Annotated in this window: 25 protein-coding genes; 9 read left to right on the top strand and 16 right to left on the bottom strand. The window is 53.9% G+C overall.

Annotated elements, in window-relative coordinates:
• Nucleotides 1-61 precede the first annotated feature (61 nt).
• Nucleotides 62-1,984: an ATP-binding protein gene (locus tag HWQ15_RS10740; RefSeq protein WP_176587386.1), complete on the top strand. Its 1,923-nt coding sequence runs from the start codon at nucleotides 62-64 to the stop codon at nucleotides 1,982-1,984.
• A 9-nt stretch (nucleotides 1,985-1,993) separates the two neighbouring features.
• On the opposite strand, the gene HWQ15_RS10735 is transcribed toward HWQ15_RS10740, so the two are convergent.
• Nucleotides 1,994-2,602 carry a hypothetical protein gene (locus tag HWQ15_RS10735; protein ID WP_063148810.1) on the bottom strand — a complete coding sequence of 203 codons (609 nt, stop codon included), beginning with the start codon at nucleotides 2,600-2,602 and terminating at the stop codon, nucleotides 1,994-1,996.
• A 309-nt stretch (nucleotides 2,603-2,911) separates the two neighbouring features.
• On the opposite strand from HWQ15_RS10735, the gene HWQ15_RS10730 reads away from it, so the two are divergent.
• Nucleotides 2,912-3,877, top strand: coding sequence for a DMT family transporter (locus HWQ15_RS10730; RefSeq protein WP_032625208.1), 966 nt, complete (start codon nucleotides 2,912-2,914; stop codon nucleotides 3,875-3,877).
• 80 nt (nucleotides 3,878-3,957) lie between these two features.
• Here the strand turns inward: HWQ15_RS10730 and HWQ15_RS10725 are convergent, their stop codons facing one another.
• The gene (locus HWQ15_RS10725; protein ID WP_045307817.1) at nucleotides 3,958-5,604 is read right to left on the bottom strand and encodes a methyl-accepting chemotaxis protein; all 1,647 of its coding nucleotides are present in this window, start codon (nucleotides 5,602-5,604) and stop codon (nucleotides 3,958-3,960) included.
• Between the two features lie 245 nt (nucleotides 5,605-5,849).
• Between HWQ15_RS10725 and ytfE the strand changes: the two genes are divergently transcribed.
• Entirely contained in the window at nucleotides 5,850-6,512 is a 663-nt protein-coding gene (ytfE, locus tag HWQ15_RS10720) for an iron-sulfur cluster repair protein YtfE (RefSeq protein WP_023299148.1), read from the top strand.
• An 86-nt stretch (nucleotides 6,513-6,598) separates the two neighbouring features.
• Here the strand turns inward: ytfE and cycA are convergent, their stop codons facing one another.
• Both cycA and fklB read right to left on the bottom strand, forming a co-directional pair.
• A complete protein-coding gene (gene cycA / locus HWQ15_RS10715; RefSeq protein ID WP_022646840.1) occupies nucleotides 6,599-8,008 on the bottom strand; it encodes a D-serine/D-alanine/glycine transporter in 1,410 nt (469 codons plus the stop codon).
• 314 nt (nucleotides 8,009-8,322) lie between these two features.
• A complete protein-coding gene (gene fklB, locus HWQ15_RS10710) occupies nucleotides 8,323-8,943 on the bottom strand; it encodes an FKBP-type peptidyl-prolyl cis-trans isomerase (protein WP_022646839.1) in 621 nt (206 codons plus the stop codon).
• A gap of 231 nt (nucleotides 8,944-9,174) precedes the next feature.
• Here fklB and HWQ15_RS10705 point away from each other — a divergent pair, with 231 nt between their 5' ends.
• Nucleotides 9,175-9,813: an OapA family protein gene (locus HWQ15_RS10705; RefSeq protein WP_032625204.1), complete on the top strand. Its 639-nt coding sequence runs from the start codon at nucleotides 9,175-9,177 to the stop codon at nucleotides 9,811-9,813.
• A 46-nt stretch (nucleotides 9,814-9,859) separates the two neighbouring features.
• Here HWQ15_RS10705 and HWQ15_RS10700 read toward each other — a convergent pair whose 3' ends face one another.
• From HWQ15_RS10700 to rpsF, 5 genes are all read right to left on the bottom strand, one after another.
• Nucleotides 9,860-10,789, bottom strand: a complete 930-nt coding sequence (locus HWQ15_RS10700; protein ID WP_038415152.1) for a DMT family transporter — start codon at nucleotides 10,787-10,789, stop codon at nucleotides 9,860-9,862.
• A 152-nt stretch (nucleotides 10,790-10,941) separates the two neighbouring features.
• Nucleotides 10,942-11,391, bottom strand: coding sequence for a 50S ribosomal protein L9 (rplI, locus tag HWQ15_RS10695; RefSeq protein ID WP_006810372.1), 450 nt, complete (start codon nucleotides 11,389-11,391; stop codon nucleotides 10,942-10,944).
• Nucleotides 11,392-11,432: 41 nt separating this feature from the next.
• Nucleotides 11,433-11,660, bottom strand: a complete 228-nt coding sequence (gene rpsR / locus HWQ15_RS10690; protein ID WP_000135199.1) for a 30S ribosomal protein S18 — start codon at nucleotides 11,658-11,660, stop codon at nucleotides 11,433-11,435.
• A 4-nt stretch (nucleotides 11,661-11,664) separates the two neighbouring features.
• Nucleotides 11,665-11,979 (bottom strand): primosomal replication protein N, encoded by a 315-nt coding sequence (priB, locus tag HWQ15_RS10685; RefSeq protein WP_022646836.1) that lies wholly within the window; start codon nucleotides 11,977-11,979, stop codon nucleotides 11,665-11,667.
• Between the two features lie 6 nt (nucleotides 11,980-11,985).
• Nucleotides 11,986-12,381, bottom strand: coding sequence for a 30S ribosomal protein S6 (gene rpsF, locus HWQ15_RS10680; RefSeq protein WP_014068637.1), 396 nt, complete (start codon nucleotides 12,379-12,381; stop codon nucleotides 11,986-11,988).
• Nucleotides 12,382-12,721: 340 nt separating this feature from the next.
• On the opposite strand from rpsF, the gene yjfY reads away from it, so the two are divergent.
• Nucleotides 12,722-12,997, top strand: coding sequence for a DUF1471 family protein YjfY (gene yjfY / locus HWQ15_RS10675; protein WP_023299144.1), 276 nt, complete (start codon nucleotides 12,722-12,724; stop codon nucleotides 12,995-12,997).
• Between the two features lie 133 nt (nucleotides 12,998-13,130).
• On the opposite strand, the gene HWQ15_RS10670 is transcribed toward yjfY, so the two are convergent.
• The 6 genes from HWQ15_RS10670 to ulaA are packed head-to-tail and all read right to left on the bottom strand — an operon-like array spanning nucleotide 13,131 to nucleotide 17,538.
• Entirely contained in the window at nucleotides 13,131-13,817 is a 687-nt protein-coding gene (locus HWQ15_RS10670; protein WP_063148809.1) for an L-ribulose-5-phosphate 4-epimerase, read from the bottom strand.
• Nucleotides 13,810-14,670, bottom strand: a complete 861-nt coding sequence (locus HWQ15_RS10665; RefSeq protein ID WP_032625199.1) for an L-ribulose-5-phosphate 3-epimerase — start codon at nucleotides 14,668-14,670, stop codon at nucleotides 13,810-13,812. The genes HWQ15_RS10670 and HWQ15_RS10665 overlap by 8 nt, the downstream gene beginning before the upstream one ends.
• 9 nt (nucleotides 14,671-14,679) lie before the next feature.
• Nucleotides 14,680-15,330 carry a 3-keto-L-gulonate-6-phosphate decarboxylase UlaD gene (gene ulaD, locus HWQ15_RS10660; protein WP_022646832.1) on the bottom strand — a complete coding sequence of 217 codons (651 nt, stop codon included), beginning with the start codon at nucleotides 15,328-15,330 and terminating at the stop codon, nucleotides 14,680-14,682.
• 12 nt (nucleotides 15,331-15,342) lie between these two features.
• Nucleotides 15,343-15,810: a PTS ascorbate transporter subunit IIA gene (ulaC, locus tag HWQ15_RS10655; protein WP_003856024.1), complete on the bottom strand. Its 468-nt coding sequence runs from the start codon at nucleotides 15,808-15,810 to the stop codon at nucleotides 15,343-15,345.
• Between the two features lie 9 nt (nucleotides 15,811-15,819).
• Entirely contained in the window at nucleotides 15,820-16,125 is a 306-nt protein-coding gene (gene ulaB / locus HWQ15_RS10650; protein WP_003856022.1) for a PTS ascorbate transporter subunit IIB, read from the bottom strand.
• Between the two features lie 12 nt (nucleotides 16,126-16,137).
• Nucleotides 16,138-17,538, bottom strand: a complete 1,401-nt coding sequence (ulaA, locus tag HWQ15_RS10645; protein WP_063216125.1) for a PTS ascorbate transporter subunit IIC — start codon at nucleotides 17,536-17,538, stop codon at nucleotides 16,138-16,140.
• Nucleotides 17,539-17,897: 359 nt separating this feature from the next.
• Between ulaA and ulaG the strand changes: the two genes are divergently transcribed.
• Both ulaG and ulaR read left to right on the top strand, forming a co-directional pair.
• Nucleotides 17,898-18,962 carry an L-ascorbate 6-phosphate lactonase gene (ulaG, locus tag HWQ15_RS10640; protein ID WP_023299142.1) on the top strand — a complete coding sequence of 355 codons (1,065 nt, stop codon included), beginning with the start codon at nucleotides 17,898-17,900 and terminating at the stop codon, nucleotides 18,960-18,962.
• A gap of 110 nt (nucleotides 18,963-19,072) precedes the next feature.
• Complete coding sequence (ulaR, locus tag HWQ15_RS10635; protein WP_003856014.1) at nucleotides 19,073-19,828, top strand: HTH-type transcriptional regulator UlaR; 756 nt, start codon at nucleotides 19,073-19,075, stop codon at nucleotides 19,826-19,828.
• Here the strand turns inward: ulaR and yjfP are convergent.
• Complete coding sequence (gene yjfP, locus HWQ15_RS10630; RefSeq protein ID WP_023299141.1) at nucleotides 19,825-20,547, bottom strand: esterase; 723 nt, start codon at nucleotides 20,545-20,547, stop codon at nucleotides 19,825-19,827. The two genes, ulaR and yjfP, sit on opposite strands and share 4 nt — an antisense overlap.
• Before the next feature lie 137 nt (nucleotides 20,548-20,684).
• Here yjfP and bsmA point away from each other — a divergent pair, with 137 nt between their 5' ends.
• Complete coding sequence (bsmA, locus tag HWQ15_RS10625) at nucleotides 20,685-21,014, top strand: biofilm peroxide resistance protein BsmA (protein WP_003856011.1); 330 nt, start codon at nucleotides 20,685-20,687, stop codon at nucleotides 21,012-21,014.
• 148 nt (nucleotides 21,015-21,162) lie between these two features.
• Entirely contained in the window at nucleotides 21,163-21,438 is a 276-nt protein-coding gene (gene yjfN / locus HWQ15_RS10620) for a DUF1471 family protease activator YjfN (RefSeq protein WP_003856009.1), read from the top strand.
• Nucleotides 21,439-21,503 lie beyond the last annotated feature (65 nt).

Genomic DNA, 21,503 nt, shown 5'->3' with positions numbered 1-21,503 from the left:
ACTTCCCGAAGCAAACAAAACCGCCATTCTCTACACGGTAATAGTCCTTCTCCTGCTGGGCATGATTTCCACCGGCTGGGCGCTTGTCCTTCGAAAGCACGTTCGACATGCACAGCGGACCCAGAGAAAACTGGACGATCAGCTGGCTTTGACAAACGCGCTTATCAACGGCACGCCGAATCCCCTGTATGTTCGTAATAAAGATGCAGAGCTCATATCGTTTAATGAGGCCTATACGGAAGCTTTAAAAGATTTCCATATCGAACAGGAATACGCTTTTAGTCAGGCTGAGTATGAAAATACAACGGCCTCACATCTTTCGTCTCTTGAAACATACCGCCAGGATTTCTTCAGCGTGTTACGGGATAAGGTATCAATATCGAAAGACCGGGCAATTACATTCAGCGATGGGCGCCCTGATGCCGTGATATATCACTGGATGGTGCCATTCCTGGATGCCGAAGGCCGCGTAAATGGCGTTATTGGCGGCTGGATTGACATCACGTCGAGAATCGAAATGGAAGAGAGCCTAAGAGCAGCCAGGAAGGAATCTGAAAGGGCGAATGTAGCAAAATCCACTTTTCTTGCCACCATGAGCCATGAAATTAGAACGCCTCTGAATGCCATTATCGGTATGCTGGAGCTTGGAACAAAAAAACTCCACGATGGAATCATAGACAGTACCGCATTCGACGTCGCCTATTCTTCGTCAAACGTACTACAGGAACTTATTGGTAATATCCTTGATATTTCCATGATTGAATCTGAAAAACTGGTTATTCATTATACAGAAATGGAGCTCAGAAAAACCATTGAACAGATTATCTCCTTATTCAGGCCTGGCGCGTTCAACAACGGTATCGAGCTTGTACTCCTATATCCAGCAAAGCTCGACGACATCATTGTGACAACAGATGAGCTTCGGTTCAGACAGGTTGTCAGCAATATCATCAGTAATGCCATCAAATTCACGAATGAAGGCGAAGTGCGTGTCGCAGTAGAATGCGTTAATTCTCAAGTCACAGACGTCGCCCTGCTGCAAATTGCCATAACGGATACGGGCTGCGGTATATCGCCTGAAGGGCAACAGACATTATTCCGACCTTTTTCCCAGGCTGATATTAACGGCTATTCTCATCAGTCAGGCTCCGGGCTTGGACTCCTCATCTCTCGCCGGCTTTGTGAAGCTTTGGGTGGAGGCATACAACTTCATAGTCAACCGGGCGTGGGAACCAGAGTCGACATTACGTTAAAAGTGGGCGTAAGCCAACAGAAGAGCAAGCGTGCTGCGGCAGAGGTTATAGATATCCAGCGTCAAAACAGCTCAGCCACCGTTCTTGTCGTTGATGATTTTTACCCAAATCTCATGCTGTTAAATAAGCAGCTGTCATACCTTGGCTACGTCGTGATCGAATGTAGCGATCCTCGTGACGCATATGCTCAGTGGAGAAGCACCGGTGCCGAGATTATTATCACTGACTGTAATATGCCGTATATCTCAGGAATTGAGCTGACAAAATTAATCCGTAAGGAAAACAGCGATACTGTAATTATCGGCCTGACGGCTGATGCCCGCGATGAACAAAGAGGAGCCTGTCTTCAGGCCGGGATGACGGAATGCCTCTTTAAACCCGTTTCGCTCAAAACCCTATCCCTCGCATTAAGCAAATTTGCCAGCGCTATCCAGCCCGCCACAAACGCATGCGCAAAAGCGGAAGATCGGGTCGACCAGCATGTATTTAACTCCTGCTTAGCGCATCTCGACGTCACCATCAGCGATTTGCACGACGCTATCAGCGCGGAAGATTTCTTGCAGATCGCCGAACTTGCTCACCTGATGAAAGGCGGTTTTTATCTTCTGAAGAACGATTCGCTGGCTGACTTATGTACTGAACTGGAAGAAGCCGCAGACAGGAAAACCATCAGCCTCTGCCTTCAGCTTGCGCTACGTCTTGAAGATGCGGTAAGCGATCTCTCGTCATGAACCTTGAGCCTAACCAAGCGCTAATGTTTGGCTTTGACTGAGTATCAGACGCGCTTTTAGATATAATTCCTGACGGCTGTGCGTCCCGATCCGGTCCGACAGTAAAGCGCGCTGACAATAAAGCGTTTTTACCGAGCGAAAGAGCCGTCTGGCCTCAAGAGGAAGTGGGATATCTTTTTCCAGCATTTGCATGGTTCGGTTATCACATCGAGTGAGCAGAGGCAGAACGTTGTCCGAAGCGTGCGAGGCGTAACCGGCAATCCAGCGTCTGATTATTTCAGCCACCGCATAAATGCTGGTATCTGGAGTAATGAACAGTGTTCGTTCATATCCGCTGGTCCCTGACAGCATTCGGAAGCAAGAGTCAGTACAGAAAACAATACGAGGGATCTTCCCTTCCATTGCCGCATCCTCCTTCATCCGCCATACGAACACCTGTGGCAGCGTCATTCCGACAAAGACCTGCACCTGGATCTCTGGCATGGTAATAATGTCTGGCGAAATAATATTCCTGAAAAGCACCATCAGCGCGGAACAAAATACATTATTGGCTCCGCTGATAGAAATACGGGAACGCCCTGTCAGCATCACCTGTTCGGACCATATGACTTCCTGCATCTTCTTTCCTGTAAAATAGGCCGATCGTTCTCATCGTCCCACGTCGTTGATTGCAGGATATGAAAACCGACGTTATGCCGTGGTCGTAAAAATCCGTCGACTATAGTAATGACACCGTCCTTCGAAGCCTGTAGGTCTTATAGGTATGTCTTGTAGGATTAAACTGAAACCACGGAAAAAGTATCCTGGCGGCTGACGCTTTGGCCCCATGTCTTTACGTTCCCTGAGCGCTAATGCGCAACCTCATACAATACGCGTGCATCTGTGCCTCCTACACTGGCTACAACATGTATTACTGTGGACGAAAAGATGATTAGCGGCGTGTTGTATGCCCTGCTTGCAGGGTTGATGTGGGGGCTGATTTTCGTCGGCCCGCTGATTGTGCCGGAGTACCCGGCAATATTGCAGTCGACCGGACGCTATCTGGCGCTGGGGCTTATTGCCGTGCCGCTGGCATGGCTGGGGCGTGCGCGTCTGCGCCAGCTGAGTTGCCAGGACTGGCTCACCGCGCTGTGGCTGACCATGATGGGTAATCTTATCTACTACGTCTGCCTGGCGAGCGCCATTCAGCGTACCGGTGCGCCGGTGTCGACCATGATTATCGGCACGCTGCCGGTGGTCATTCCGGTTTTCGCAAACCTGCTTTATAGCCAGCGAGACGGGAAACTGGCGTGGTCAAAGATGGTGCCTGCGCTGGTCTGCATCGCCGTGGGGCTGGTGTGCGTGAATATTGCCGAGCTACGCCACGGCCTCGAAAACTTCAGCTTGTGGCGTTACGGTTCTGGGATCTTTCTGGCGGTTATTTCGGTTGTCTGCTGGGCCTGGTATGCCCTGCGCAACGCACGCTGGCTGCGGGAAAACCCGGATAAGCATCCGATGATGTGGGCGACGGCGCAGGCTCTGGTCACGCTTCCTGTCTCGTTGCTGGGCTATGTGGGTGCATGTATCTGGCTGGGTAGCCAGCATCCGGATTTCGCCCTGCCCTTCGGACCGCGCCCGTGGGTATTCGTCGGGTTAATGGTCGCCATTGCCGTGCTCTGTTCGTGGGTTGGCGCGCTGTGCTGGAACATTGCCAGCCAGAAGCTGCCGACGGTGATACTGGGGCCGCTGATTGTCTTTGAAACGCTGGCCGGGCTGCTCTATACCTTCCTGATGCGCCAGAGCGTGCCGCCGCTGCTAACGGCCTGCGGGATCGCGCTGCTGGTCGTTGGGGTGGTGATTGCGGTGAGAGCGAAGCCGGAAAAACCGATGGTCGTTCCGGCGTCGGAGGGGTGAGCTTTTCGACCAGCGGCGCTTAGCTTGCAGGGCCTACAAAACCGTAGGCCGGGTAAGCGTCAGCGCCACCCGGCACAGTATCAGAACGTTTCCCAGTTCGCTTCAGACGCCGCTACGGGCTGCGCTTTAGGTGCATAGGTCTTTACCGGCGCGGCTTTCACCGCCTGGTTACGGGTGATCTTAAACACCGCCACCGCGTCGTTCAGGCGCGCGGCCTGATCTTCCAGCGCCGCCGCCGCCGCCGCAGACTCCTCCACCAGCGAGGCGTTCTGCTGGGTAACGCGATCCATCTCCGCCACCGCCTGGCCCACCTGGTCGATACCGCGGCTCTGTTCGTCGGAGGCCGACGCAATCTCACCCATGATGTCCGTCACGCGCGTAACTGCATTGACGATCTCTGCCATCGTCGCGCCCGCTTCATTTACCAGCTGAGAGCCCGCGTTAACGCGCTCGCCGGAATCATCGATCAGGGCTTTGATCTCTTTCGCCGCCTGAGCGCTGCGCTGGGCAAGGGTACGCACCTCACCCGCGACAACCGCGAAGCCACGCCCCTGCTCGCCCGCACGCGCCGCTTCTACCGCCGCGTTCAGCGCCAGAATATTGGTCTGGAAGGCAATGCCATCGATTACGTTGGTAATTTGCGCAATTTTGCTGGAACTGGTGGCGATTTCGTCCATGGTGCGCACCACGCCTTCTACCACATTTCCGCCCTTCTTCGCGGTGGAGGAGGCGTCCAGCGCCAGACGCGACGCCTGACGCGCGTTATCGGCGTTTTGCTTCACGGTGGCGGTTAACTGTTCCATGCTGGCTGCCGTCTCTTCCAGAGAAGCGGCCTGCTGCTCGGTGCGAGACGAGAGATCGTTGCTGCCCGCCGAGATTTCACCCGCGCCGGTGTAGATGGTATCTGCGCCTTCACGCACCACGCCCACCGTGTTGGCCAGCGCAGTCTGCATCTCCTGAACGTTGCGCGCCAGGATCGCCATTTCATTTTTACCCTCAGCCTGAATCGGCTGGGTTAAATCCCCTGCCGCAATGGCGCGGATATGGCTGATCACCTCTTCCAGCGGCAGCAGCAGCACGCGGCGCATCGCAATCCAGCTGGAAATAATCACCGCGATCACCAGCAGCATCACCGCAGAGAGGATCCACAGAATGCGTTTGTAGTCGCTTTCATTGTCTTTGATGCCTTTGTCGGTGAGCGCGGCCTGCGCCTCGCGCCATTCGCGATAGACCTTTTGCATCGCGGTCTGCTTCTGTTCGGCATTTTGTTTGAACATATCTTCCAGATTGCCCTGCCCCAGCAGAATGTTCATTTGCGTCAGCGTGGCGGAGTAGATGCGGTAGTGCTCTTCCAGCCTGTCGGCCAGGTGCTCGTCCATACCCGGCGTTTCCGGCAGCGCGTAATATTTATCGTAATGTGTCTGGGCATCAGCCAGCAGGTTTTTCGCGGTATTGACCAGCTCGTTCAGCTGCCCGCCGTTAATCTGCGACGCCATGCTGCTTTGCAGACGCAGCATGCCGCGGTTAAGGGTAACACGCGCCTGATTCAGGCTGATCCAGGCGTCGGTAAACTCCGCGACGTTCTGGCTGGAAAGCTGAGAAACGGTGAAGTTCTCTTTGTCGTTATTGAGCGCATTAATGAAAATGCCAGCGGAGATCAGTTGCATGATGCCGAGCACAAGCAGCACCGAAATCAAAAGAGTAATGACTTTTATACGTTTAAACATGCGTTGCCTTTTTTATATACAGGTATTGTCTGACCTGTATCTATCGGCACGCGCGGCAGGTTGTTTACTGTTTCTCCACCTTTAAAAACTTTCGAAAGCCCTTTTCTGCATTCAATCAGCAAGTTAAAAGCACGATTTTTTTGTGATCCCCTTCTCATTTTTACCCTTGCCTCTAAAGGGTTATAGTATCCACATAAAGATGCATTTAAAATGCATCTTATATTCCTGATGATGAGGTAACTGCTATGGCCTTCCGCGACCAACCCTTAGGCGAGCTGGCGCTCTCCATCCCTCGCGCTTCAGCGCTGTTCCGTAAATACGATATGGATTACTGCTGCGGCGGTAAGCAAACGCTGGCGCGCGCAGCGTCGCGTAAAGAGCTGGATGTAGAAGCTATCGAAGCGGAGCTGGCTAAGCTGGCAGAACAGCCTGTCGACAAAGACTGGCGCACCGCGCCGCTGGCTGAAATCATCGACCATATCATTGTGCGTTACCACGACCGTCACCGCGAACAGCTGCCGGAGCTGATTTTACAGGCCACCAAAGTTGAGCGCGTTCACGCCGATAAACCTTCCGTACCGCGCGGCCTGGCGAAATACCTGACCATGCTGCACGAAGAACTATCCAGCCACATGATGAAAGAGGAGCAGATCCTCTTCCCGATGATCAAACAGGGCATGGGCAGCCAGGCAATGGGGCCAATCAGCGTGATGGAAAGCGAACATGATGACGCCGGAGAACTGCTGGAAGTGATCAAACACACCACCCACAATGTCACACCGCCGCCAGAGGCGTGCACCACCTGGAAAGCGATGTACAACGGCATCAACGAGATGATCGACGATCTGATGGAACACATCAGTCTTGAGAATAACGTTCTGTTCCCGCGTGCATTATCGGGTAAATAAAAAAGCCCGGTGGCGCTAGCGCTTACCGGGCCTACAACGTCCTCGAACGTAGGCCGGGTAAGCGTCAGCGCCACCCGGCAACATGCTTAACGCATGCCTGCCATCCGTTTCTTACCGATAAACAGCCAGCCCAGCCCCAGCGCGATAAACCACAGCGGCGTGACGATGAGCGCCTGACGGGTATCTTCTTCCAGCGTCAGTAGCACCAGCACGAAGACGAAGAACGCCATACACACCCAGCACATCAGCTTGCCCAGTGGCATCTTGTAGATCGACTTCTCATGCAGATGTGGACGCTGTTTGCGGTACACCAGGTATGAGCAGAGGATGATGGTCCAGACGAACATAAACAGGATCGCCGACACCGTGGTGATCATGGTGAACGCGCCGATTACGCTCGGGTTAACGTAGAGCATCACCACACCGCCCAGCAGACAGATGCAGGAGAAGGTCAGCCCTTTCGCCGGTACCGCACGTTTAGACAGTTTGGCGAACGCGCTCGGGGCAACCCCCTCCTGCGCCAGACCAAACAGCATACGGCTGGTGGAGAAGACGCCGCTGTTCGCGGAAGAGGCCGCAGAGGTCAGCACCACGAAGTTAATCAGGCTCGCGGCAGCGGGCAGCCCCACCAGCACGAACAGCTCGACGAACGGGCTCTTGGTTGGCACTACCGAGCTCCATGGCGTCACGGACATAATGATGATCAGCGCGAACACGTAGAACATGATGATACGCAGCGGAATGGAGTTGATCGCGCGCGGCAGGGATTTCTCCGGATCTTTAGTTTCCGCCGCCGTGGTCCCCACCAGCTCAATCCCGACAAACGCGAACACCGCAATCTGGAAACCGGCGAAGAAGCCGCTGATGCCTTTCGGGAACCAGCCGCCATCATTCCACAGATGGGCAAACGAGGCCTGAACGCCAGTTGGCGACTGGAAGTGCGTCAGCACCATTACCAGCCCGACGACAATCAGCGCGATGATGGCGACGATTTTGATCATCGCGAACCAGAACTCCATCTCACCGAACATTTTAACGGTCGCGAGGTTGAGGCTCAGCAGCAGGACAATCACCGCCAGCGAGGCCACCCAGTCCGACAGGCCGGGGAACCAGAATTGGGCGTAGGCCGTAATAGCGACAACATCCGCCATGCCGGTAACCACCCAGCAGAACCAGTAGGTCCAGCCGGTAAAATAGCCAGCCCACGGGCCGAGCAGGTCTGACGCGAAGTCGCTGAAGGATTTGTATTCGAGGTTCGAGAGCAGCAATTCACCCATTGCACGCATCACGAAAAAGAGCATAAAACCGATGATCATATAAACGAAGATGATCGACGGGCCTGCAAGACTGATGGTTTTGCCCGAGCCCATAAACAGCCCTGTGCCGATGGCGCCGCCAATGGCAATGAGCTGAATGTGACGGTTCGTGAGATTTCGCCGTAGCGACTGTTCAGACGTCGCCTCTTCTGCGGCGGCGACTTTGACCTGATCTACCATGTGATATTTTCCTGTTTATGCCTGTCTGTGTTGTTAAGGCTCTTCTGGCCTTTAAATACGCCAAAAAAATGACGTTCCCTTTGTAAGGGCTTATCGATAGTAGGTAAGAATCGGCGGGATGAATACTATGATTTGAATATTATGTTAATAATATGTTGAAAGTGAGTGTCATATCACTCATACAGCGCGAAACAGCTCACAAAAATACACGTAACAGTTTCGTTTGCAATACAAAATGTTGATTCCGTCGTAACTCCAGGTTTTATCGCTATTTTCCTCTCCCCGATCGGAGAGAGGAAAATAAGAAAAACCGATTACAGGATTTCCAGCAGCTCGACTTCAAACACCAGGGTGCTGAATGGCGGAATGGACGCGCCAGCGCCACGCTCGCCGTATGCCAGGTTGTGCGGGATAGTCAGTTCCCATTTTGAACCTACTGGCATCAGGGTCAGGGCTTCGATCCAGCCTGCAATCACGCCGTTGACCGGGAATTCAGCCGGTTCGCCACGCGCGACGGAGCTGTCGAACACGGTGCCGTCGATCAGCTTACCGGTGTAGTGTACGCGAACGTGGTCGGTACGCGCCGGGATTGCGCCATCACCCTGATTGATTACGCGGAACTGCAAGCCGGACTCGGTGCTGTTCACGCCTTCACGCTCACGGTTCTCTTCCAGATATTTCACGCCTTCTGCCGCCATCTCTTCGAAACGCGCGCGACGTACAGTGTCAGCACGTTCGTGGATTTCACGCAGCGCACGGTGCACAACGTCAACCGGCACAGCGGGCTGCTTGCCTTCCAGCGCGTCAGCGATACCCGCCACCAGCGCTTCCGGTAACAGACCTTCCAGGCCGGATTCGCTCAGCTGCTGTCCTACCTGCAAGCCGATGCCGTAGCTTGCCTGCGCTTCGATAGTGTCAAAAGTCGGGGTGGTCATGGGTTTTCCTTCCATCACATTTAAAGTAGCGGGCAGCATATCAGCCATGCCCTTATGGGTAAAACTTTGTCTTAAGTAAAGGTGACAAACTGCGACGAAACGGAAACAATAGTAGCCGTCAGGATTTTCCCTAATATATGTCACGAAAGCTGGCTTTGTTACGCCCATCAGGCAGTTAGCAAACTACACTTCTCAGGACAGGATAAAAAGACGCGGAGCAGGAGGAGAGCCATGCCCGGGCGATTTGAACTGAAACCTACCCTGGCGAAAATCTGGCATGCGCCGGATAACTTTCGCATCATGGACCCGCTGCCGCCTTTGCACCGCAGAGGTATTATCATCGGCGCGTTGCTGATGGTCATCGGTTTCCTGCTTCCTTCCGGCAGTGACAACGTTGATACCGGGCCGGTAAGCCGCAATGCTGAGCTGGATATCCAGTCGCAAAGCCAGCCGCAGCCTGATTCACAGCCGATGCAGACGCAACTGGTCACACCGTCTAACGATCCGGGCCAGGTTGCGCCGGTTGAACCTGAACCTGTTCAGGAAGATCAGGAGCAGGCCGCCGCCCCTTCAGAGCCACAGGCGCAACAGCCCACCGGCATTGAGCAGCAGTGGCGTTCGTATCGCGTAGAGCCAGGTAAAACCCTTGCTCAGCTGTTCCGCGACCACAATCTGCCGGCAACGGATGTGTATGCCATGGCGCAAGTCGAGGGGGCTGGCAAGCCGCTCAGCAACCTGCAAAATGGTCAGATGGTGCAGATCCGCCAGAATGCCAGTGGGGTGGTGACCGGGTTAACGATCGATACCGGAAACGGGCAGCAGGTACTGTTTACCCGCCAGCCGGACGGCAGTTTTATCAGAGCACGTTAATAGCCCAGGCCGGGTAAGGTGAAGCCGCCCCCCGGCACTTTTGTTCTCAGGCACGACGTTTATTCACCCACCAGATCCCCGAGCAGACCAGCACCAGCGCAATCGCGTATTTGATGTCCAGAATGTCTTCGCCGAGGAATATGGCGGAGAGCACCGTTCCTGCTACAGGTATGACAAAGTTGAACGGGGCAATCATACTCACGCGGTTCACTTTCAGCAGCGCGCTCCACAGGGCGAACGCCACGGATGAGAGCAGCGTCAGATACCCCAGCACGGCGACGGCCTTCATGCTGTGCACCTCCAGCGCCCCGCCCGTGGCATAGCCTCCCACAACCAGTGCCGCCCCGCCTATCGCCAGCTGCCATCCCGTCATCACCGTCGGGTCAACGGTCTGGGAAATGCGTTTCCCGTAAAGCGTGGCCGCAGAGAGAATAAAGGCCGCCAGCACCACAAATCCGTCACCTTGCCAGACAAACTGGAAATCACTTAACCCGCCGTGGAAGTTCACCAGCATCACGCCGGTAAAGCCCAGAACACAGCCCAGCGTTTTGTTATAGCTGAGTTTGTCGTTGTGGTAGATAAAGTGCGCCAGCAGCACGCTGAAGAAGGTCCCGGTGGCATTCATGATCGAACCGTTCACCCCGGTGGTGTAAGCAAGGCCGATATAAAAGAAGGTGTACTGGATGGTGGTCTGGGTCAGCCCGAGGATCGTGAGCTGGCCAAACTGCGTGGGCGTGAGCCTGCCAATCGGTTTACGCTGGGCCAGGGCAAAGAGCAGCAGCAACGCACCGGCAAACAGAAAACGGTATCCGGCAAAGACGACTTTGGACGGAATATCATCGGTCGCGATCTGGAAGAGTTCGTAGCCACTTTTAATGGCCGGGTATGAGCTTCCCCAAAGCAGACAGCAGAGCGTGGCGCAGGCATAGGCCACATTTCGACGGGCAAAGACGGGCGTGGGCAGAGCGGTATCCATGACAAATCTCATAAATAAAATTGCGTTTCAATTTATTATCAGAGAATGCATCAGGAATAGCGACCTTACAATCGCAAAACATGACGTAGGGTCACGCTAAAAAGCAAAACGCCGGCACAAGGCCGGCGCTTCGACGTGAGCAGAGTAAAAAATTACTCAGCTACTACGTTAACAACCAGTTTAGCGAACACTTCGCTGTGAACCTGGAAGTCAACTTCGTGCTCACCAGTGGTACGCAGAACGCCGTTCGGCATGCGAACTTCGCTCTTAGCCACTTTAACGCCTGCTGCAGTGACTGCATCAGCGATATCGCGGGTACCGATGGAACCGAACAGTTTACCTTCATCGCCAGCTTTAGACGCGATGGTAACGGTGCCCAGTGCGTTGATTGCTTCAGCGCGAGCGTTAGCAGCCGCCAGAACGTCAGCCAGTTTGGCTTCCAGTTCAGCACGACGTGCTTCGAAAAACTCTACGTTTTTCTTAGTAGCTGGAACAGCTTTACCCTGTGGTACCAGGAAGTTACGAGCGTAACCCGCTTTAACGTTTACCTGATCACCCAGGCTGCCCAGGTTTGCTACTTTATCAAGCAGAATAACTTGCATTACCTTATCCTCTTAAAGTCGTATTAATGGACCGTGCCCGATTACTGATGACGATCAGTGTACGGCAGCAGAGACAGGTAGCGAGCGCGTTTGATAGCGCGAGCCAGCTGACGCTGATATTTTGCACGAGTACCGGTGATACGGCTTGGGACAATCTTACCGCTTTCGGTGATGTAGTTTTTCAGCGTTGCGATATCTTTATAGTCGATCTCTTGAACGCCTTCCGCGGTGAAACGGCAGAACTTGCGACGACGGAAATAACGTGCCATTTGGCTAGTCTCCAGTATCTATCAAATCAATCTGCTCGGCATGCAGAACCATTTTGCTCAGGCCGTTCTTTGCCTTGTGGCAAGAGATGAACCCCTGAACGATTACTGCACTACCGACCGTTAAACTGTGAGTAATGGCCTGGTTTTCGTGTCCGCTAATGATAACGGGCATTTGGCACCACGCCTGCCGGTGAAACCCGGCTTCCTCTTGCACAGAACGATGCTCAAGCACGAACTGGCAATGCGGAATTCCTGATGGGCTGACCTTTCGAAGGGGGGTCCTGCACACGGTGCCGGACAACACCAGACGGTTGGTCATCAGAAATTACTCTTCAGAATCCCCAGCATCAGAATCATCTGCGGTTTCGTTTGCGAAATCATCGCGACGCTCACGGCGCTCGTCTTTCGCTTTAACCATCGGAGATGCTTCGGTCACTGCGTTTTTGGTACGCATAACCATGCTGCGGATAACGGCATCGTTGAAGCGGAAGGTAGTTTCCAGCTCATCAATCACTTCCTGCGGCGCTTCAACGTTCATCAGAACGTAGTGAGCTTTGTGCAGTTTGTTGATTGGGTAAGCCAGCTGACGGCGGCCCCAGTCTTCCAGACGGTGGATCGTGCCTTCTGCACCAGTGATGGCAGCAGAGTAACGCTCGATCATACCCGGAACCTGTTCGCTCTGGTCAGGATGGACCATAAAAACGATTTCGTAATGACGCATCGAATTGCTCCTTACGGATTATTCAGCCTCCTGTCTGGGTCAGCCGAGGCCCGGGGAGGCAAGGAACGTGTTAAAGGTCGGCTGAAAAATTGACGCGTCATAATACTTGCGCCCCCCAGGAAACTCAAGCTGATTGCACAAATAATTCGCACAAAGGGTAAAGCTGTTTTAAGTGGGTGATTTAAAATCGCACTCATCAGAAGCGCTGTTTTTTTGAACAACACCATCAGAAATGGTCACCCATCGCAACCCGAGTAGCGATTACACTTTAATCAGAAGCCTTAAGCATAGAAGGAGAGCATTACCCCATATCACAGCACGCAGTCGTGGAGCGCATATCATGAAAAGAATCGCATTCGCCATTTTGGCTGCGCTTTTGCTCAGTGCAAACGCGATGGCAGCCATCAAGATAGACAGCCGACAGGCCAGAAACATGGATGATGTGCAGAGCTTAGGCGTTATTTACATCAATCATAACTTCGCCACTGAAAGTGAAGCAGATCAGGCGCTTAATGAAGAAACCGATGCGCAGGGCGCAAAATACTATCACGTCATACTGACACGTGAGCCCGGCAGCAACGGCAATATGCGCGCCAGTGCAGATATTTACCAGTAACGCTTTATCGCCAGCACCAGGAAAGCCAACGAAAATCATAGCTATATATGATTGCCCCCTGCCGGGGGCTTTTTTTATGAATGGCTCCGGAATACCACCGGTTACAACTGTTTCGGTATTCCAGAGCACTTATTCACTTCTGCCCGTAATAAGCATTCGGGCCGTGCTTACGCATGAAATGCTTGTTCATCAGATAATCATCAATGCCCTGAAGCTGTGGGTTAATGCCGCGCGCAATCCACGCCATTCGAGCCACCTCTTCCATCACCACCGCGTTATGCACGGCGTCATGCGCATCTTTACCCCAGGAGAATGGACCATGCTGGTACACCACAATACCCGGCGTATGCAGTGGTTCCGTCTCACCCAGCGTTTCGATAATGACCCTGCCGGTGTTAAGTTCGTACTCGCCTTCGACCTCAGCCTGCGTTAACGCCCGCGTGCAGGGAATATCGCCGAAGAAGTAGTCCGCGTGCGTCGTACCCAAAGCAGGGATCGCCAGCCCGGCCTGTGCCCAGGCGGTGGCGTGCGTGGAATGGGTATGCACAACACCACCCAGGGACGGGTAACGCTGGTACAGCGCCAGATGGGTTGCCGTATCTGAAGAAGGACGCCATTTGCCTTCAACAACGTGTCCTTCCAGGTCAACCACCACCATATCGTCCACTTTCATGGCCTCATAGGCCACGCCGCTCGGCTTAATCACCACCAGCCCCCGATCGCGATCGATGGCGCTTACGTTGCCCCAGGTAAACGTCACCAGTCCATAGCGCGGGAGATCCATATTGGCCTCAAAGACCTGCTGTTTCAGCTTAAGCATGTTCCGCCTCCAGTAAGCCTGCCCGCGCCATGCGCTCGCGCACCCAGTCCCGGGCTTTCGCCACTTCTGCCGCCGGGTCGTCCGCGGTTTCGCTCCACATCTCAATCAGGTAAGGTCCGCAATAACCTGTCTGTTTGAGCGTCTGGAAGCACCGTTCGAAATCCACCACCCCGGTGCCGAACGGTACGTTTTTAAACACGCCGGGACGGGTATCTTTTACGTGCACCGCCACGATATGCCCGATGCCCGCCTGAAGCTCCATCTGTACGTCGTTATCCCATGCCGACAGGTTGCCGATATCCGGATAAAGCTGGAACCACGGATTGTTCAGATAGTGCGCGTAGCCCAGCGCCTTGCTGATGGAGTTCATCAATGGATAATCCATGATCTCCATCGCCAGCGTCACCTGCGCACGGCTTGCCATCTCAACGCTCTCTTTCAGGCCGTCACGGAAACGACGGCGCGTCTCATCGTTGGCTTCCTGATAGTAAACATCGTAACCCGCCAGTTGGATCACGCGGATGCCAACATCCTGTGCAAAGCGAATGGCTTTACGCATGATCTCCAGCCCTTCGGCGCGTACGGCATCATCTTCGCTGCCAAGCGGAAAACGACGGTGAGCGCTCAGGCATATGGACGGCACGCGCACGCCGGTTTCGGCAATGGCGCTCACCAGCGCCAGACGCTGGTCGCGGCGCCAGTCCAGGCGAGAAAGACGCTCGTCCGTCTCATCCACCGACATTTCGACAAAATCGAAACCCAGCTGCTTCGCCAGCTGTAACCGCTCCAGCCAGCACTCCCCCGCAGGGAGTGCCTTTTCATAGATGCCAAGCGGGACCTGTTTTGACAACATACCCGCTCCTTAACCCCAAAGCTGAGCGATTGAGCGTTTAAACTGACGCGCAGCTTCCACCGGAGATTCCGCATCGCGAATGCTACGACCGGCAATAAAGACGTGGATTGGAATACCCTTGAACAGCGGCAGATCTTCCAGCGCCAGACCACCGGTCACGGTCACTTTGAAGCCCATATCGGCCAGGCGTTTGATCGCGTTGATATCAGCTTCGCCCCACGCCACACCTGCGGCCTGCGCATCACGGCTGCGGTGATAAACCACCTGCTGGATACCCGCTTCGCGCCACTCCTGTGCCTGCTCCCAGGTCCAGAAGCCGGTCAGTTCAATCTGCACGTCGCCGTTGAACTCTTTCGCCACGTCCAGCGCGCCTTTCGCAGTGTTGATATCTGCACAGCAGATCACGGTGACCCAGTCGGCGTTGGCTTCAAAGCACATGCGAGAGAGAATTTTGCCCGCATCGGCAATTTTGGCATCCGCCAGCACGATTTTATGCGGATAGAGCGCCTTCAGGTCACGAACCGCACGAACGCCTTCGCCCACGCACAGAATGGTGCCGACTTCGATGATGTCCACCTCTTCCGCAATCAGACGGGTGGTTTCGTAAGCGTGAGACAGCGTCTGGTTATCCAGCGCGACCTGCAACATTGGTAATGACATTTTCAATTCCTCTTAAACGGCCGCCGCAGTGGCGTTATCAATTAAATCCAGCACGTCCTGCGCGGTACGGCAGGCACGTAAACGGTCAAAATTAGCTTCGTCATCAAACAGGTTAACGATCTGCATGATGCCCACCTCCTGGTGGGTGTTGGCATCGACAGCTGCCATGGTGATCAGAATGTCGACCGGGTCGTTATCTTCGTGGTTGAACACCAACGGGGTTTTCAGCGTCACCAGCGCAAAACCGGTTTTCTTGACACCCTCTTCCGGGCGGCCATGCGGCATTGCCAGCCCCGGGGCAATCACAAAATAGGGGCCGTGCTGCGCCACGCCATCCAGGATGGCCTGGTAATAACGCGGCTCGACAACGTCCGCCTTAACCAGCAGGTCCACGCTCAGCTTCACCGCTTCCTGCCAGGTACTGGCTTCGGCCTGTAAAAGGATGGAGTTATTCTCAGCCAGCGAATCACGTAGTTTCATGTGGCATCCTTACTTCACGTCTTGTGGGAAGTGCTCTTTGATCACTTCCAGCAGTTTTGGCCCAAAATCCGCAGGCGACAGCATGTTGCGCACGCCTACCACGTATTTGTTGCCCGACACGCTAATCTCGCCGGCAATGTGCGTTGAAGCGATGATGATGTCCGCGCCGTTCAGTTCACTTTTGTATTCACCCACTGCGCAGCTGTTCACCGTGTGGTCAATGTTTGACTGGGTTAAAAACTGGTCCACTTTCATTTTCATGATCATGGAGCTTCCTTGCCCATTGCCACACACAGCCAGGATACGTACGGTCATAATCGAAACTCCTTAGTGAGCAGAAACTTCTGCTGTTTGTTTTTCCGCATCTTCTTCACCTCGCAGCGAACGGCCAGCGAAGAACATATAAATCAGTGCAATCAGGATGATGACGGCCATAAAGACCAGCCCGACGGACGCAAAGCCCTGCATCATCGGCGGCGCCAGAATTGACCAGTCCGCCATGCCCATCCAGGCGCTCATGCCGGTGAGCTTGACCGCCCACACGCACCCGAAGATTTCAACCATGCCCATCACCAGGCAGATCTTGAGCGCGGCGCGCCATCCGCCGAAGTGGTTAGCAAACACGCCGATAGTGGCGTTGGAGAAGAACATCGGGATAAAGCCAGGAATAATCAGGATTGAGGAGCCACAGCCCACCAGGATGCCGACCGCAATCAGCTGGCCGATGGTGCCCCACATAAAGCCCCAGACGACGGCGTTTGGCGCAAAGCTATAGATAGCCGCACAGTCAATCGCCAGCACCGCGCCAGGGATCAGGCGCTGAGAGATACCGTTGAACGCTTCCGACAGCTCGGCGACGAACATACGCACGCCCTGAGTGATGATGAAAATGGCCACGGCAAAGGAGAAACCGGTTTGCAGGATATAGACCGTCCAGTGGGTTTTACCCGCCATCGCCTGCACCACGTCAATGCCAAAGGAGAGCAGGATGGCACCGAAGAAAAGGGTCATCACAATCGCCGTGGAGACGATGTTGTCGTGGAAGATATTCAACCAGCCAGGCAATTTGAGGTCTTCAACACTCTCCTCTTTTTTACCCAGGTACGGTGCAACTTTGTACGCAATCCAGGAGGCGAACTGCTGTTGGTGACCGATGGAGAAGCCGCAGCCGTCAGTAACGTCCTGCGTTGGCTTATACATCATGTTGGAGGTGATGCCCCAGTAAAGCGAGACCAGCACTGCCGTGCAGATGACCGTGGTCCACATTGGGTAGCCGAAGATATAGAGAGAAACGGCAATCAGCCCCGCCTGCTGGAACATGATGTGCCCGGTGAGCATGATGGTGCGAATACCGGTGATGCGGCGCAGGAGCACGTAAATGATGTTCAGCGCCAGCGCGAGCAGTACCGCATACCCAACCCAGCTGTACGCATCCCCCATGCGATCGATGGTGGCCATCATGGACGCGTAAGTGTCAGAGATGGCGCCGTTAATGCCATATACCTCAGACATTTTGGCAACGACCGGCTTAAACGTGCTGGTCAGAATGCCAGACCCCGCCTGCAACAGCATAAAACCAATGATGGTTTTGATGGTGCCTTTGATAATCACGCTGACGCTTTTGCGCAGCAGGATGTACCCCAGGCACGTCACGATACCCAGCAACAGCGGGGCGTTGGTCATTACCTGATTAAAGAAAACGGTAAAGACGTTGTAGAGGATCTCCATAACTCTCTCCAGAAAATGAGAACACGAGGGGCAATCCCTGTGTGGTTGGTGTCATCACTCTATTAATCACAAATAATCACCATAAGATTGCATTTGATTATTTGTGACGGATCACGCAATTTATTTCCATGGAGTTAGTAATGATTTTCACTACCGATCCAGAAAGATAAATAAATTCTTAATTTTCAATATATTAATTATATGTAGCGGTTATCTTAACAACGCCGAGGTGTATTTTCTGTGATGTGGCGAGGGGAATTTTCCGCAAATCACCCATTGCAAATCGATTCAAACAGTGCCAGCATTAATCACAACAAGTCACAGTATGATTACTTTTGATTAAAACCAGGAGTCAAACGATGAGTAAAGTGAAAACCATCACCCGTGAATCATGGATTTTGAGTACCTTTCCGGAGTGGGGTAGCTGGCTGAACGAAGAGATCGAGCAGGAACAGGTTGCTCCTGGCACATTTGCGATGTGGTGGCTTGGATGCACCGGGATCTGGCTGAAATCAGAAGGCGGCGCCAACATTTGTGTCGATTTCTGGTGCGGCACCGGCAAACAGAGCCACGGCAATCCACTGATGAAAAAAGGCCACCAGATGCAGCGTATGGCCGGCGTTGAAAAGCTCCAGCCGAACCTGCGCACCACGCCTTTTGTGCTTGATCCTTTCGCCATTCGCCAGATCGACGCCGTTCTCTCTACCCACGATCACAACGATCATATCGATGTGAACGTGGCGGCAGCGGTAATGCAAAACTGCGCGGACGACGTACCCTTTATCGGGCCGCAGACCTGCGTGGATTTGTGGATTGGCTGGGGCGTGCCAAAAGAGCGCTGCATTGTGATGAAGCCGGGCGACGTGGTGAAAATCAAAGACGTTGAAATTCACGCGCTGGATGCCTTTGATCGCACCGCGCTGATCACCCTGCCTGCCGACCAGAAAGCCGCAGGCGTACTGCCAGACGGGATGGACGAGCGCGCAGTGAACTACCTGTTCAAAACGCCTGGCGGTTCCCTGTATCACAGCGGTGACTCTCACTACTCCAACTACTACGCGAAGCACGGTAACGAGCACCAGATTGACGTGGCGCTTGGCTCTTACGGTGAAAACCCGCGCGGGATTACCGACAAAATGACCAGCGCGGACATGCTGCGCATGGCCGAAGCGCTGAACACCAAAGTGGTGATCCCCTTCCACCACGATATCTGGTCAAACTTCCAGGCCGATCCGCAAGAGATCCGCGTCCTGTGGGAGATGAAAAAAGACCGACTCAAGTATGGTTTCAAGCCGTTCATCTGGCAGGTTGGCGGCAAGTTCACCTGGCCGCTGGATAAAGACAATCTCGAGTACCACTACCCGCGTGGTTTTGATGATTGCTTCACCATTGAGCCAGACCTGCCATTCAAGTCCTTCCTCTGATTGTGCAGCCCAATCGCCAGACACTGTGTCTGGCGATGTCATATTTAATTTAGTAATTTCATGCTATTTCAAATATCATCTTTTCAAATCAATTCTTTTCGGAATAGCTCATGACGGAAGCGCAACGGCATCAAATTTTACTGGAACTCCTGGCGCAAACAGGCTTTATCACCGTCGAGAAAGTGATCGAACGTTTAGGGATCTCCCCTGCTACCGCGCGGCGGGACATTAACAAGCTGGATGAAAGCGGCAAGCTGAAAAAAGTCCGCAACGGCGCAGAGGCCATCAGCCAGCAGCGTCCACGCTGGACGCCGATGAATATTCACCAGGCGCAGAATCACGATGAAAAGGTGCGGATTGCCAGAGCGGCATCACAGCTGGTGAATCCCGGGGAAAGCGTGGTGATTAACTGCGGCTCGACAGCGTTTTTACTGGGCCGAGAGATGTGCGGCAAGCCGGTGCAAATCATTACCAACTATCTGCCGCTGGCCAACTATCTCATTGACCAGGAACATGAAAGCGTGGTGATCATGGGCGGCCAGTATAACAAGAGCCAGTCCATAACCCTGAGCCCGCAGGATAGTGAAAACAGCCTCTACGCCGGGCACTGGATGTTTACCAGCGGCAAAGGCCTGACGGCGGATGGCCTGTATAAAACCGATATGCTCACCGCAATGGCAGAGCAGAACATGCTCAACGTGGTGGGTAAACTGGTGGTGCTGGTCGACAGCAGCAAGGTCGGTGAACGCGCCGGCATGCTTTTCAGCCGCGCCGAGCAAATCAGCATGGTGATCACCGGCAAAAACGCCAACCCCGAGATCCTCAGCAAGCTCGAGGATCAGGGTGTCACGGTGCTGCGCGTTTAAAGGTGCTGACGGAAAAACTCCACGGTGGCTTCCAGCGCAGCCGGAGTAATACGGTGCCGGACACCGGCACCCCACAGGCAGGTCAGATTGCTGTCCAGCCCTTCACGCTGTAGCGCCTGTTGCAGACGGAACGTTTCACCGGGCGGTACGACATCGTCGGCATCCCCATGCCACAGCAGCAGGGGACGATCGGCCAGCTGCGAAAGCGCATGGCTGACGTCCCATTCAGACAACAGGGCCTCAATCTCCTGAGGAGCCTGCGGCGGGAACAGCGTCTTTGCCAGTGACATAAAGTAGCCCGATCCCATCAGGCAAGCCACGGACGTCACCTCTGGATGCCTGGCCATGATCCCCAGCGCCGTCATTCCGCCCATTGATGCGCCTGCGACCGCCAGCCGTTTCCCCTCCACCAGCCCGGCCTGTAAAAGCGCGTCACGCAGCCCGGCGAACTCGGTCAGATTGCCGTGCAGCGTTTGCCAGAACAGCCCCAGCCGCGCCTGTTCATCGCCCGTAAAGCGTGCCCCATGATTCGGCGCATCAGGCATGACCACCCGGAAACCGGCCTGCGCCAGCGCGACGGCAAAATAGCTGTAGACCAGCTTTGAGGAGAGAAAGCCATGATAGAAAACTACCGTCGGCAGCGGCTGTTCACCTTTACCAGCCGGAAAAGCATGGATGATTTCATGCTCACTAAGCAGGCGAGTTTCAATTTCAATCATTGTCGATCCTGTGCTGATGAATGATTCATAATGTTGAGAGCTGGATTACGGTTTCACGATATTTTCATTCGAAATCTACGTCCCAGATAACACTTCGGGAACATTCCCCCAAAACTAAATTCGCAGACCACTACACTATGGCTATCAGGAAAAGAGACAGGTTTATGCGCAGGCTTACCGCTTTATTGCTGGTCTCACTGCTCAGCGGATGTTCCGTATTGCAGGGTACGCCAGAACCGGCACCGCCGGTTACCGATCATCCTCAGGAAATTCGTCGTAATCAGACGGAAGGATTACAACGCCTGGGAACCGTATCCGCGATGGTTCGCGGTTCACCGGATGATGCAGAAGACGCAATTGAAGCACAGGCCGTTGCCGCAAAAGCAGATTATTACGTCATCACGATGATTGATGAAACCATTATTACGGGACAGTGGTATGCACAAGGCATTTTGTACCGTAAGTGAGCATCATCATTTGAACGACCTTTACACTGCTTTGCGTCCGTAGACATTTTCCTGTCCACAATAAACTCCATGCCAGCAACAATGGAAATGAGTTTATTCGCGAAGGATTGCCCGGCGGATACCGGAGACACGTGAAAAGGAGCTGACGATGAAACGAACCCTTGCTTTAACGACGCTATTGCTTTCAGCGGGCCTGCTGAGCACCACGGCGCAGTCGGCTGAATTTGCCAGCGCGGATTGCGTCACGGGCCTGAATGAGATTGGTCAGATCTCCGTCAATAATATCACGGGGAGTCCGCAAGACGTTGAACGTGTCGTCGCCCTGAAGGCGGATGAACAGGGCGCATCCTGGTATCGTATCGTCCAGATGCAGGAAGATCACCATGTTAATCACTGGCGCGTGCAGGCTATTCTTTATGCATAATCCCCTCCGATAAAAGCCACTTAATTTTAGTGGCTTTTCACTTTTGCAAATTTTTTATCTCTCCC

Source organism: Enterobacter sp. DSM 30060 (assembly GCF_013375955.1).
Lineage (GTDB): Bacteria > Pseudomonadota > Gammaproteobacteria > Enterobacterales > Enterobacteriaceae > Enterobacter > Enterobacter intestinihominis.
The sequence above is the reverse complement of the archived record's forward strand: the minus strand, read 5'-3'. Positions and strand labels throughout refer to the sequence as shown.